The 12864-nt window shown below is 35.1% G+C and carries 13 protein-coding genes; 4 read left to right on the top strand and 9 right to left on the bottom strand.

The features are described from left to right. Positions 1-34: 34 nt before the first annotated feature. The 5 genes from J2Y60_RS08940 to J2Y60_RS08920 all read right to left on the bottom strand — a co-directional run bounded on the left by J2Y60_RS08940 (position 35) and on the right by J2Y60_RS08920 (position 4698). Entirely contained in the window at positions 35-913 is an 879-nt protein-coding gene (locus J2Y60_RS08940; protein WP_309920567.1) for a YicC/YloC family endoribonuclease, read from the bottom strand. A 143-nt stretch (positions 914-1056) separates the two neighbouring features. After that, positions 1057-1782 (bottom strand): DUF1080 domain-containing protein, encoded by a 726-nt coding sequence (locus J2Y60_RS08935; RefSeq protein WP_309920568.1) that lies wholly within the window; start codon positions 1780-1782, stop codon positions 1057-1059. Between the two features lie 83 nt (positions 1783-1865). Next, a complete protein-coding gene (locus J2Y60_RS08930) occupies positions 1866-3149 on the bottom strand; it encodes an amidohydrolase family protein (protein ID WP_309920571.1) in 1284 nt (427 codons plus the stop codon). Between the two features lie 263 nt (positions 3150-3412). Next, positions 3413-3817, bottom strand: coding sequence for an OsmC family protein (locus J2Y60_RS08925; protein ID WP_309920574.1), 405 nt, complete (start codon positions 3815-3817; stop codon positions 3413-3415). Further along, positions 3817-4698, bottom strand: a complete 882-nt coding sequence (locus tag J2Y60_RS08920; protein ID WP_309920576.1) for a pirin family protein — start codon at positions 4696-4698, stop codon at positions 3817-3819. Before J2Y60_RS08920 ends, J2Y60_RS08925 begins: the two co-directional genes overlap by 1 nt. 238 nt (positions 4699-4936) lie before the next feature. Between J2Y60_RS08920 and J2Y60_RS08915 the strand changes: the two genes are divergently transcribed. After that, complete coding sequence (locus J2Y60_RS08915; protein ID WP_309920580.1) at positions 4937-5854, top strand: alpha/beta hydrolase; 918 nt, start codon at positions 4937-4939, stop codon at positions 5852-5854. A 137-nt stretch (positions 5855-5991) separates the two neighbouring features. Here J2Y60_RS08915 and J2Y60_RS08910 read toward each other — a convergent pair whose 3' ends face one another. The 3 genes from J2Y60_RS08910 to J2Y60_RS08900 form a co-directional block, all read right to left on the bottom strand. Then, on the bottom strand, positions 5992-7266 hold the full coding sequence (locus J2Y60_RS08910) for an ATP-binding protein (protein ID WP_309920583.1): 1275 nt from the start codon (positions 7264-7266) through the stop codon (positions 5992-5994). 217 nt (positions 7267-7483) lie between these two features. Continuing rightward, positions 7484-8368, bottom strand: a complete 885-nt coding sequence (gene lipA / locus J2Y60_RS08905; RefSeq protein ID WP_309920586.1) for a lipoyl synthase — start codon at positions 8366-8368, stop codon at positions 7484-7486. A 180-nt stretch (positions 8369-8548) separates the two neighbouring features. Then, on the bottom strand, positions 8549-9361 hold the full coding sequence (locus J2Y60_RS08900; protein ID WP_309920589.1) for a hypothetical protein: 813 nt from the start codon (positions 9359-9361) through the stop codon (positions 8549-8551). Between the two features lie 205 nt (positions 9362-9566). Between J2Y60_RS08900 and J2Y60_RS08895 the strand changes: the two genes are divergently transcribed. Then, positions 9567-9980 carry an OsmC family protein gene (locus tag J2Y60_RS08895; protein ID WP_309920592.1) on the top strand — a complete coding sequence of 138 codons (414 nt, stop codon included), beginning with the start codon at positions 9567-9569 and terminating at the stop codon, positions 9978-9980. Between the two features lie 227 nt (positions 9981-10207). On the opposite strand, the gene ytxJ is transcribed toward J2Y60_RS08895, so the two are convergent. Then, positions 10208-10546 (bottom strand): bacillithiol system redox-active protein YtxJ, encoded by a 339-nt coding sequence (gene ytxJ / locus J2Y60_RS08890; protein ID WP_309920595.1) that lies wholly within the window; start codon positions 10544-10546, stop codon positions 10208-10210. 111 nt (positions 10547-10657) lie between these two features. On the opposite strand from ytxJ, the gene J2Y60_RS08885 reads away from it, so the two are divergent. Then, positions 10658-11932 carry a glycosyltransferase N-terminal domain-containing protein gene (locus J2Y60_RS08885; RefSeq protein WP_309920597.1) on the top strand — a complete coding sequence of 425 codons (1275 nt, stop codon included), beginning with the start codon at positions 10658-10660 and terminating at the stop codon, positions 11930-11932. A 7-nt stretch (positions 11933-11939) separates the two neighbouring features. Next, on the top strand, positions 11940-12863 hold the full coding sequence (rsgA, locus tag J2Y60_RS08880) for a ribosome small subunit-dependent GTPase A (protein ID WP_309920600.1): 924 nt from the start codon (positions 11940-11942) through the stop codon (positions 12861-12863). The last annotated feature ends 1 nt before the right edge of the window (position 12864 follow it).

Genomic DNA, 12864 nt, shown 5'->3' with positions numbered 1-12864 from the left:
GTGCCTCGCTATGGATAGGAAATAGATAAAACTGCTAAAGAACATTAGAAGTCTGTTCTTTGATTTTCTCTAATTCATCTTTCATATTGATGACCATTCTTTGAATCACGACATCGTTTGCTTTTGAACCGATGGTATTGATTTCACGACCAATTTCTTGGCAAAGGAAATTTAATTTTTTTCCGTTTCCTTCTTTCAATACTTCTTTGAAATATACTAAGTGTGTACCTAAACGTACCTTTTCTTCTGAAATATCATATTTCTCTATGTAATAAATTAGCTCTTGCTCAAAGCGATTTTTATCAAAATCATCCGCTTCTAATAAATCAGTTACTGACCTTCTCAATCTTTCACGAACTGCGGGAATACGAAGTTTATCTTGTGCTTCTACCTCCTTTAGTAACTCTCCTATTTTATCAATGTATTCAATAAATTTATTCGTAACGATATCACCTTCACGCAAACGGAATTTAGTACATTCGCTAATTGCCTGATTTACAGCCGACAAAATTATTTTCCATTCCTCTTCTGCTTGTTCTTCCGAAACAGTTTCAGTATTATAAGCATTAGGCAAAGAAAGGGCTATTTTGAACAACTCAGTTGTATCATCTATACCATACCCACTACCAGTATCCTGCAAATCCTTCATATAAGCCTCCACTAAAGGACGGTTGATACTTGTTCCTGAACTAGCAACATTTGTATAGTTTGTACTTAGGTTTAGTTCAATTTTACCTCTTTCTAAATTCTGTGTCAGCAGGTTTCTGATTTCTATTTCTCTGAAAGATAGACTTTTAGGAATTCTACAATAAATATCTGTAAACTTAGAGTTCAAGGTTTTTATTTCGGCAGTGACGGTCAGATGCGGAGCTTCTATCACCGATTTGCCAAAACCAGTCATTGATTTTAACATTATATAATTGTTTAGAAAACGTGATATCATTAATATATAAGGGTGCAATATACAGAAAATAAAAGTGTTATAAAGCAAAAAACTGTAAGTGACATGCTTTCATGTACTTACAGTTTTTGCTTGATACTATCAATAGTATTAAACTATAATTCTTTTATTTTGATATTTCTGAACCAAACTTTATTACCATGGTCTTGGAATACAATATGACCTTTCGTATAAGTTCCCCAGTTTTCCATTCCCTTGAATTTACTCGCGGCAACTAATTTTTTATATTCTTCGCTACCAATAGTATATTCAATCACCATTCTGCCATTCATATACAATTTTACATGACCGTTCTTTTGTTCAATCATTACTTTGTTCCACTCTCCTACTGGCTTCACATTTTCAGGCTCATATTTGATCAAATCATATAAATTACCTGCTCTGTGTTTGTCGATTTTACCATCAGCATGTCCGTCGTTATCCAATACCTGAAATTCAGGGCCAGTATACCAAGAATAAGGGTGTTTAGTAGCATCGTCTTCTTGAGCATTGAAAATAATTCCAGAGTTTCCTCCTTGGGAGATTTTCCAGTCACAAGCCAAGATAAAATTCTCATAAATACCATCAGTAGTCAACTCTCCTCCACCTTTAGTATTCCAACCGTCCATTTCGCTATTGTCCAACATAATGGCATTATCCGAAATTTTCCAAGCAGGACCAAGGTCTTTCTTGTTAAAATTTCTCCAGCCATTCAAGGTTTTACCATCAAAAAGAAGTTTCCATCCTTGTTTTTTTTCTTGAGAAGTCAAGGTATTAGGCTTCTGTGCAATCGTTGATACCGAAGCGCATACCAACGTAATGATTACAAAAAGGTTTTTCATGTTTATGAATTGAAATAATAGTATTGTTTTATATTGGCTCGTAAATTAATCATTTTAGTCAATTATTCAATCCTTGTTTATGCTTACAGCGTTTTATATACTACGCCATCCTTCATCACAAACGATACTTTTCTCATTACTTTAATATCCTGTAGTGGGTTCCCATCAGTAGCAATGATGTCGGCAATCTTACCTGTTTCAATAGAACCTGCTTCTTTCTGCGTTCCCATAATGATAGCAGGAGTCATCGTAGCAGCCTTGATAGCTTCCATCGCTGGCATACCAGCCTCTACCATATATTGAAATTCATAAGCATTGTAGCCGTGAATAGAAACACCAGAGTCGGTACCAAAAGCGATTTTCACGCCTGCTTTATAAGCTTTAGCAAAAGTAGCTTGAATCAGTGGCCCAATTTCTAAAGCTTTTGGTACTACCAAGGGATGATAATAGCCAGGGATTTTTGCTGAATCGGCCACTGTTTTACCTGCAATAATAGTAGGTACAAAATAAGTACCATATTTTTTCATCAATTCTATGGCTTCATCGTCCATATATGTACCATGTTCAATAGTGGTTACGCCTCCTCTGATGGCTCTTTTAATCCCTTCGGCACCATGAGCATGGGCAGCTACATGGAAACCATAGTCTTTTGCGGTCTCTACAATAGCTTTAATTTCTTCCTCTGTAAACTGTGGAGCTTTACCACTTTTTGCTAAACTCAATACTCCCCCTGTTGCGGTAATTTTGATACAATCTGAACCTTCTTTATAACGTTGACGAACAGCCTGACGACATTCGTCTGCACCATTGACCACTCCACTTAAATACTGGGGGTCAAGGCTTAATTTATCTGCCAAAGCATTTGAAGGGTCACCGTGTCCACCAGTAGTAGCAATAGTTTTGCCAGAAGTAAATACTCTTGGGCCAATGGTTGTACCTTTATTAATAGCATTGCGTAGCGCAATATTTACGCCAGAACCACCTAAGTCTCTAACGGTAGTAAAGCCAGCCATCAAGGTAGTCTTGGCATATTTGGCAGCATCAAAGGCTACATCAGCTTGGTTTTGTTGATACCTTTTCAGTTCTCCGCCTTTGCTAGTTTCATTTTCCAAATGCACGTGCATATCAGTAAGCCCCGGCATTACAGTTTGAGTTTTCAGATTAATTACTTTATCTGTTCCAGATGGTGATGTAAAGCCTTTCTGAATAGCGGTTATTTTTTTGCCTTCTACAACAATTGTTACTTGGCTTTGAGCTTCATTCTGAACACCATCGATAAGTGTTCCACAATGGATAAGTGTTTTTTGAGCAAAAGAGGCAGTACTTAACAGGCATAATCCTGCAAGTGTTAGTAATTGTTTTTTCATTTGTTGATATTAATTAAAGGTAGTGATGGTTTTTAGTTTTATTTAAATAATCAAATCCATATAAATATATGAATAATCTGTTTAAAATAGCTGTTTGCAAAACTATTTTAAGTAAACGTGCTAAAGGTTATTGTATAAAAACGATAACTCAAATTTTACTATTAGCTGGCGACTGAAGTCGCCAGCTAATAGTAAAATTTGAGTTAATATTCCAAGATAAAAATTGGTTATTTTACTTATTTGATAAATACATACTAAAATTTTTATAAACCATCTTCAACCAACGACGTAGTAATTTCTATGGGATTTGTTAATATTTTATGTATGGGGCAACTGTTGGCTATCACCAACAATTTTGCTCGCTGCTCCTCATCTAAATTCCCCAAGAGTTCAACTTTTCTGGTGATAAAAGATTTATTTTCTTTCATATCTCTTTCAAGCTGTACTTCTACCTTCACCTCTGCTAAATCCCAACCTTTTCTGTCTGCATACATTCTTAAAGTGGCCGAAGTACAGGCTGATAGTGCAGCAGCTAAAAGTTCTTTAGGATTAAAGCCTAAATTTTTTCCACCTACCTCTTCAGGTTCATCCGAGATGATGGTATTAGTGGCTGTCTGAATAGTAGTTTTATACAGTTCTTTGCCTATGTGTGCGTTTACGATTTCCATTATTTTCTATAAGGTTGTGGAAGGGGTACAAATGTTGTTTCACCTGGTACTTTCGGGAAAGACTGCTCTATCCATCTAGTCTTGGCATCTTCGATTAGTTCTTTCGTTGAGGCTACAAAATTCCAATAAATGAATCTTTCTTCTGGAAAAGGCTCTCCTCCAAAAATATACACTGTTGTATTTTCTGCCATTTCAAAGCTACACAGCTTGCTATCATTAGCTATCAGAATATGTTTAGGCTCATAGGTATGTCCTTCGCTACTAATGCTTCCTTCTAAAATATACAAGGCACTTTCGCCAAATAAATCATTCCCAATATTTACAGTCTGAGGACTAGTGTTTTTGATTTCAATAAAATACAGAGGACTGTATACTGGTACGGCAGATTTTTTGCCAAATGCCTCGCCAGCTATCAATTTAAAGGCGATGCCATCCGTTTCCCATGTAGGAATTTCCTCCTCTGTTACGTGTGCAAAACTAGGTTGCATTTGTTCCAACCCTTTCGGTAATGCTACCCAAATTTGTAATCCATGCAACGTTTTATCTGAATGAAGTAGGTATTCGGGCGTTCTTTCCGAATGCACAATGCCATTGCCAGCAGTCATCCAGTTTACCTGATTAGGCTTTATCTCCATCTCTGTTCCCAGACTATCTTTATGCATTACGCTTCCTTCAAAAAGGTAGGTTAACGTAGAAAGTCCAATATGTGGGTGTGGCCCAACATCTAAATTTTCATGGTCGCTTAATTGTGCAGGCCCCATGTGGTCTATAAAACAAAATGGACCCACCATTCTTTTTTCTCTGAAAGGTAATAATCGACCCACCATAAAATTCCCAATATTACTTGGTCGTTCTTCGATGATTAATTTGATATTAGACATTTCTTTGCTGTTTTAGGTTTTTTGCGCAGGGTGTTTTTATAATGTCAAAGATGCACGTTTTCCTCAATTACTTGCCTTTTTTATGGGTTAATTTTAAACAATACACTTTCAATCAATGTAAAGCAGGCTAAAAAGGATAAGTACCCCTTCCAATTACCTTACTTTTAAGGTAATATTTTACTTGCTAATTATCCAAAATCTTTGGAGATTATACGCTAATATTATCCTCCCTTATAACATGAAAAATAAATATTATCCATCAGTCCTCTTCTTTGTATTATTATCCCTTACAAACCAAGCTATCGGACAAACTACCAACAGAGTGCTAGGGTATTTTCCAGCCAATACTACACTTTATGGAAATGTGCCTTATGCTAAGGATACTTCCAAACATCATCTTTTAGACATTTATCTGCCTGCTAATGCCAAGCCCAATACGCCATTGGTCATTTGGGTACATGGTGGTGCATGGATGCTGAATGATAAGTATGCCGATATGAGCTATATGAAAAATACCATTCGTAACATTGTAGAAAATGGTTATGCTTTGGCATCTATCGATTATCGCTATAGCACTCAGGCAATCTTTCCTGCACAAATACAAGATTGTAATCAGGCGATTGAGTTTTTATATCAAAATGCTGAAAAGTATTCATTAGATAAAAATCGTATTGTGTTAGTCGGGTTTTCGGCGGGTGGACATTTGGCTTCACTGTTGGCATTATCACATAATAACAAGGTGAAGGATTTTTATGCGAAAGACAATAAGGTGTCTTTTAAAATAAAGGGAGTTATTGATTTTTATGGTCCTTCAGACTTTCTGGCTATTCCCAAAAACCTTGAACCAGCAGGGGCAGTTAAAACATCAGAAAGTATTTTATTAGGAGATACCCCATTGCAAAGACCAGATTTAGCCAAATGGGCTAGTCCAGTAACCTATGTCGATAAAAATGACCCTCCTTTCCTTATCATTCATGGCGAAAAAGATCAGTCTGTGCCTTATTCACAATCTGTTTTACTAAGCTCGTGGTTAAAGCTTTCAGGTATAGAGAATCAGGTATTTATCGTAAAAGACGCACCACATTATGGTGAAATGTTTGATGCTGAATATCTTAGAAAGGAAATTATTGACTTTTTAAATAAACATTTAAAGTAAAAGCGTAGTCGCTCGTTTCCAACGAGTGACGACTATCATTAGGCTTCCAGCCTATAAAAATAAAACCTAAAAAAAGTAGCGGCAATCCTTGAGGTTACCGCTTTATGGATGAAAACGGCAACTGCAAAGGATTGCCGCTACTGGGTATAGCTTGATTTTTGGAGTAACTGATAAAGACTTTCTTTTTCTTCTGCATTCATTTCAATAATTCCTTCTAATGTTTCTAAGATATGTTCACGCTCATCTGAGGCTAGTAATAAATTTAAAAGCCGTACAAAAAATTTCTTTTGCTCAACATTAAGCGAAATAAATAACCTTGGTTGTACTTCATAAAGATTTATTAATGTTTCTTCAAGCAAAGCCTTATCAAAATCTCTTTTGTATGCAGGAAAAATACCGTCTTGTTCGTATTTCTCAATTAGCTTAGTTGATGTTTTATGAAGAATATCCTTTCTTTTTTTACGAAGGAATTCATTTAAACTATTATGAAGAAATTTATATTCAGACAAATATTTAGCTTTACTAAAAAGGTTTATTTGCTGGCTATCCTGTTGAGATTGAAAATCAAAATCATTGAAAAAGCTACTTGTAATATACACACTATGATAAAACTCATCACCTTTATTATTTAGCGTAGTATAATCTTTATACACTTCTTCGTGCTTTGCATTGAGATAATAAAATTTTGATAGTTCCTTATGTGGTTTATTATTCCATTGATAGTATTTACAATAAAAACTTGTATTGCTTTCTTCATAAGTAAGCGTAAAGCTCTCCGAATCCTCTATAAACGACTGATAGTCCAGAGGAGTACCATTAATGATAATTGAAAAGCCTTTAGGTTTATTTAATTCTAAAAACCAACAAAATTCACTTTTTAAAAAGGGAATAATTTCTCCTTCTAATTCTTCTTTGCTGATAGTAATATTGTAAAAATTAACACTTGTACCTGTTTTATCCTTTTGGCTTTTCGTTACCTCTGAAGCATTATAATTATTAATGTTCTCTGTATTGACTGTAATCTCTCCGTCTAATAATAACCTATTTTTCTGGAAGGTTGTCTTCCACTGAGCGATTTGAGCAAAAGTAAAAAAGGTCAATCTACCTATGCCATTTTTCCCGTGGATTGTAGAAATATGTTTCTCGTCTCTTGAATTAACCTCTATGGCTTTTTCAGAAGAGTAAAACAAATCAAATTTGGTGCTTAATTGTTCAAAATTAATACCGTAGCCATTATCGGCTACTTCAATTGTTTCAACTGTACCAAGTTCGTTAACTTTAAAATTCAAGTGAACCGTATCTGCTTTTGCATCAAAACCATTCCAGATAAATTCAGCAATGGCAAGTTTTGAATCATAGTTTTTAAGTACTTTTTTTATTCCACTAGGAGTGATATTTACATTCTTTGACATGATAGATGCTTATGTTAATTTTTTATAATATTTAATTGAACGAGAACGAATTTACAAAATATTTTGAGAGACTTATCCTAAACCCTCTAATTTGTCCTATCCTTTAAAGCAGTCGCTCGTTTCCAACGAGTGACGACTATCATTAGGCTTCCAGCCTATAAAACACCAAAGCCCCAGCAAAACTGAGGCTTTGGTAAACTTTAAAAAGATTTTATCCTTAAATATGCTTCTCAGCATGATAACTAGAACGAACTAACGCTCCTGATTCTACATATTTCAATCCACGTCTCAATCCTTCTTCTTTATACATCGCAAAAGTATCTGGATGTACCCATTCTATTACTTCATGGTGCATTTTAGTAGGTTGAAGGTATTGTCCTAATGTCAATACATCCAAACCATTTTCTACTAAATCGTCCATTGCTTTAAATACTTCTTCTTGCGTCTCGCCTAAGCCCAACATAATACCCGACTTGGTTCTTTTTCCAAATTCTTTGGTACGTTTGGTTTGTTCTAAAGAACGAGCATATTTAGCTTGTGGACGCACATTTCTGTAAAGACGTTCTATCGTCTCCATATTATGCGACACTACCTCTTGCCCACCTTCAATCATTCTGTAAAGCGCATCCCAGTTACCTTTAGTATCAGGTATCAAGGTTTCTATCGTAGTTGTTGGTGATGCCTCCTTTACTTGTACTACTGTCTGATACCACACCTCAGCTCCACGGTCTTTTAGTTCATCGCGGTTTACCGAAGTAATTACAGCATGCTTTACGCCCATTAATTTAATGGCTTCAGCTACTCTGCGTGGCTCATCTGCATCATATTCATTCGGGCGACCCGTCGCTACTGCACAAAATGTACAAGAACGAGTACACACATTTCCTAAAATCATAAAGGTTGCCGTACCTGCACCCCAACATTCACCCATATTTGGGCAATTTCCTGACTGACAAATGGTATGTAATTTATATTCATCTACAATATTACGTACCCTTGCATATTCCTGACCAATCGGCAGTTTTACTCTTAACCAACTTGGTTTTTTAGAATGCTTTGAGGCAGTCTCCGCTTTCGGAGCTATTACTGGAAGTTCTATCATTTTCTGTCTATTCCTTGTACAAAACGCTATTACACTACAAAGTTAAATGCTAATAAAATAAAAACGTCAGGAAAATGAAATTGGTTTACATTTTCCTGACGCTATTTTTTAATAACGGGTATTATTTATCAATAATAAGCCTTTATGAAACGCTTATCTTTTCTAAAATCATTGCATTAACTATTTTTTTCCTCCAAAAAAGATGGTTAAATAGCCCGAAGTAAACACACTTTTATTATCTCCTTTTGCCAAAATATTTACTTTTTTAGTATATGCCTCTGCTAAAAAGCCTATCTCTAAGCTAATGTTCGACTGGCGAAAAGCATCTAATTCAAAATTTAAGGCCGCTTTTAAATTCACTCCAGGTACTATCGTCGACTGCCCGATGCCTTCAAAAAAACCTCCGCTTCCATAAATATTATTGATAGTATGTTTGTTCGGGTCATAGGCTTCGTCTCTGATAACTCCTCTGCCATAAAAAACCTGGACATAATAAGGTTTTACTACCCCAATAGTTGGTCCACCCGCGATAATACCATTTACATTTACGCCTCCGTCTGATGATTTATGAAATAAATTTATTTCACGACCATACTGTGGACGAATCGCAAAAAGATAGTTTTGCTTTTCTTCTACATAACTTCCTCCATTTCCTAATAAGCTAAGGGTGTTCTCTCTAGGATGATTTACATTCACGATTTCAAGGTTAAAATAATGAAATTGACGATGCAAAGAGTTGTTCTCAATCAAAACTTCTTTACGAGCCATCAGCCCTCCTAGTAAACCAGAATTGGTATTAGTAGTTAATCCAAATGACAAAATAGAATGATAATTTTCTTCGTCTACTACCTCACGGGGTTGTTGTATAGTCCTACTAGCGGCAGGCTTAGTAGTAGTAGTAGTCGGTGATGAATTTCTACGCTGAGCTTCTATCGAATAAAACGATAACAAAGCAAAAATGAAGAATAAGAATGTATTTAGTAGTTTTTTCACAATGCTTTAATCAAAAATTTTATATGAATGTAATTAACCATACAATGAATATTGATATTGACGCAACAATTCCGATTGAGTGTTTGCCAATTAGGAATCACTTTCGGTTTAAAGTATATAATTACAATAAAAATACGTAATATGGTGCTATTTGTTTAAATTTAGGACAAAAATCATCAAATTTTTAACACATAACAACAACATAATGCCAACTGTAAAAACTACTTATTTAGGCGAACTCCGCACAGAATCAACGCATTTGCAATCTGGTACACAATTACTTACAGATGCACCTACAGACAATATGGGTAAAGGAGAGGCCTTTTCTCCTACAGATTTATTGGCTACGGCTACTGGTACTTGCATGCTTACGACAATGGCAATTGTTGCTCAACGTGATGAAATTGAATTGTCAGGCTCAAGCGTAGAGGTTACAAAAATCATGTCTCAGACACCTCCAAGAAAAGTAGCTCGTTTGGAAATTAACTTAAAAATGAAGACAAATATTGTCCTGACAGCAGAACAAATTCAAAAACTAGAAAACACGGCACATAAATGCCCAGTTTCTCTAAGTCTCCATCCAGACTTAGAACAAGTTGTAAGTTTTGAATGGAAGTAAATTAATTGTGAGTTAGTGAATTGTGATTGAGTGATTTTTATATATTATACTAAATAACTAAAAAAATACAATCACTAACTCACAATTCCCCAACTCACAACTAAAAAATTAGTACCTAATTTAGATGCCATGAGTTATTTTAATTGTGATTGAGTGGGTTAGTGAATATACTTTATATGACATAGAAAAATCACTCAATCACAATTCACTAACTCACTCAATCACAACTACCCTACCGTTTCTGCTAATTCAGCAAATGAAATTTCAAAGTGTGAGGCATTATAGATACATTCACCATTTTGAATGATTAATACCTGCGGAGATTGATGCTCAACTCCGAAAGTTGAAGCAATAGCACTAGAAATCGGGCGATACTTTAATAAATCTAAGTAATAAGGCTTTAACTCTCCCACGCTCTCTTGTTTCCAATTTCTTTCTAAGCGATTTAAAGCAGTTGATGAAATTGAACACGTTGTACTATGTTTCAAAATCAAGATTGGTTGTTGTTTCGATTCCTCTTTTATAACCTCTAATTGAGATAAATCTGTTAATTGATTCCAGTTCATTTTAATTATTTAGCGTCTTTTCGCTTATTCTGATGATGTAAATGGTAGTACGTTGTTTTAATATGAAACTAATTAGCTGTAATTTTGATTCAAAATTAATTCAAATTTCATTTGTCAAAGCTACTTTATCATATTTCAATTTATACTTACCAGTTTTTTGTCTGGTTAGTGAGTCCTTTTAACACGAAAGCCAAACTTTGGATTCAAGGCAGAAAAGACTTTAAAAATCAAGTTTACTCAAGTCCATTTTGGATAAAAAGAAGTACTTCATCAGCACCTCTTGCATGGTTTCACAGTGCTTCGTTAGGTGAATTTGAACAAGCCAGACCAGTAATAGAAAAGTATAAAGAAAACTTTCCGTCACATCTCATCCTACTTACTTTTTTTTCGCCTTCTGGTTACGAGATTCGTAAAAATTATAGTGGAGTAGACTTTATTTGTTATTTACCTATCGATACCTCAAAGAATGCACGCGAGTTTATCGAGATGTTTCAGCCTTCAGTTGCCTTTTTTGTGAAATACGAATTTTGGTATAATTATCTGAGAATACTTTCAGAAAAACAAATTCCTGTGATGTCATTTTCTACTATTTTCAGAGCAAACCAAGTATTTTTTAAAAGCTACGGAGGCTTTTATAGAAACATTCTTGCTTATTTTACTCATATATTTGTACAGAACAAAAACTCGTTTGAATTATTAAAAAGCATTAATATTCAACAAATTAGCATTGGTGGAGATACTCGTTTCGACAGGGTAAAACAAATTGCGGATGCCAAAAAAGAAATTGAAGTAGTCGAAAAGTTCAAAGACAAAAAACCGTTGCTAATTGTAGGTTCGTGCTGGCAACAAGATTTTGAAGTAATAGCACCTATGTTGAATGAGTTTGAACATGATTTAAAAGTAATCATTGCTCCTCACGAAATTCATGAAGAGGAAATCACCGCTTGGCAGAAAGTGTTGAAAAAAAACTCTATCAAATTTTCAGAGATTCAACACTTGACGGATACTGAGATAGCAACAACAAATACGCTTTTTATTGATAATATAGGGATGCTTTCTTCCTTGTATCAATATGCAGATTTTGCTTGGGTTGGAGGCGCCTATCGCAAAGGATTGCATAATACATTAGAGGCTGCCACTTTTGGCTTACCTATCTTTTTTGGCAATAATAATTATCAGAAATTTCAGGAAGCCATGGATTTAATCCGTATTGGTGGTGCTTTTGTGATTGCCGATACCGCTCAATTTAAAAACAAATTTGAGCCATTATATTTTGATGTTGATTTAAGAAAAGAAAAATCAACAATTATTGAAGAGTATGTGAAAGAGAATTTGGGGTGCACGGACAAAATAATAACATTTACCAAGGAATTATCAATATTCTGATACACGAATGAAAGGATTAGTATTACGATCAACAGGCTCATGGTATGAGGTGCTCGACGAAAACAAGCACGTATGGCAGTGTCGTTTAAAGGGCAAGTTTAAGATTCAAGGGTTAAAAACCTCTAACCCGATTGCGGTTGGAGATAGAGTAGAATTTGAGATTGAAGATAAAACAGAAAACATGGCAACCATCTTTAAGATAGATGCCCGTGAAAATTATATCATTCGTAAATCTGTTCATAAAACTGCCCACGGGCATATTTTAGCCGCCAACCTTGATCAGGCTGTTATTATCGTTACCTTAAACTACCCTAGAACATCCTTAGGATTTATCGACCGTTTTTTGGTTTCGGCAGAATCCTTTAGAATTCCTACGACGATTGTTTTTAATAAAATAGATTTACTCTCAGAAGAAGAAAAAGATTATTTAGCCGATTTAGCGGCGATGTACGAAGAAATAGGTTACCCTTGCGTATTTACATCCGCAGTCGCCAATATTGGTATCAAAACATTTAATGATATCCTTAAAGACAAAATTTCATTAGTATCGGGGCATTCAGGTGTTGGCAAATCTACATTAGTAAATCAGATTGCCCCTACCTTAGATTTAAAAACAACAGAAATTTCAACGTTTGCTAATAAGGGTGTGCACACCACTACTTTTGCAACAATGTTTGAACTAGAGGAAAACACTTTTATCATTGATACACCGGGCATCAAAGAATTGGGATTAATCGATATTGACAAACAAGAGCTATCGCATTTCTTTCCAGAGATGCGAGCATTGTTGGGGCAATGCAAATATCATAATTGCAAGCATATCAACGAGCCAAAATGTGCTGTGCTGGAAGCTGTAGCTGAAGGAACAATAGCTGAAAGTCGATACAACAGTTATTTAAGCATGATGAGTGATGATGATAACAGAAGATAAT

The organism is Arcicella sp. BE140, from assembly GCF_031456255.1.
Lineage (GTDB): Bacteria > Bacteroidota > Bacteroidia > Cytophagales > Spirosomataceae > Arcicella > Arcicella aquatica.
The sequence above is the reverse complement of the archived record's forward strand: the minus strand, read 5'-3'. Positions and strand labels throughout refer to the sequence as shown.

Bases quoted from the DNA above. Each gene is read 5' to 3' on its own strand.
- rsgA (WP_309920600.1), top strand. From the start codon at position 11,940: ATGAAAGGATTAGTATTACGATCAACAGGCTCATGGTATGAGGTGCTC.
- J2Y60_RS08915 (WP_309920580.1), top strand. From the start codon at position 4,937: ATGAAAAATAAATATTATCCATCAGTCCTCTTCTTTGTATTATTATCC.
- J2Y60_RS08910 (WP_309920583.1), bottom strand. From the start codon at position 7,266: ATGTCAAAGAATGTAAATATCACTCCTAGTGGAATAAAAAAAGTACTT.
- lipA (WP_309920586.1), bottom strand. From the start codon at position 8,368: ATGATAGAACTTCCAGTAATAGCTCCGAAAGCGGAGACTGCCTCAAAG.
- J2Y60_RS08940 (WP_309920567.1), bottom strand. From the start codon at position 913: ATGTTAAAATCAATGACTGGTTTTGGCAAATCGGTGATAGAAGCTCCG.
- J2Y60_RS08920 (WP_309920576.1), bottom strand. From the start codon at position 4,698: ATGTCTAATATCAAATTAATCATCGAAGAACGACCAAGTAATATTGGG.
- J2Y60_RS08925 (WP_309920574.1), bottom strand. From the start codon at position 3,817: ATGGAAATCGTAAACGCACACATAGGCAAAGAACTGTATAAAACTACT.
- J2Y60_RS08935 (WP_309920568.1), bottom strand. From the start codon at position 1,782: ATGAAAAACCTTTTTGTAATCATTACGTTGGTATGCGCTTCGGTATCA.
- J2Y60_RS08895 (WP_309920592.1), top strand. From the start codon at position 9,567: ATGCCAACTGTAAAAACTACTTATTTAGGCGAACTCCGCACAGAATCA.
- ytxJ (WP_309920595.1), bottom strand. From the start codon at position 10,546: ATGAACTGGAATCAATTAACAGATTTATCTCAATTAGAGGTTATAAAA.
- J2Y60_RS08930 (WP_309920571.1), bottom strand. From the start codon at position 3,149: ATGAAAAAACAATTACTAACACTTGCAGGATTATGCCTGTTAAGTACT.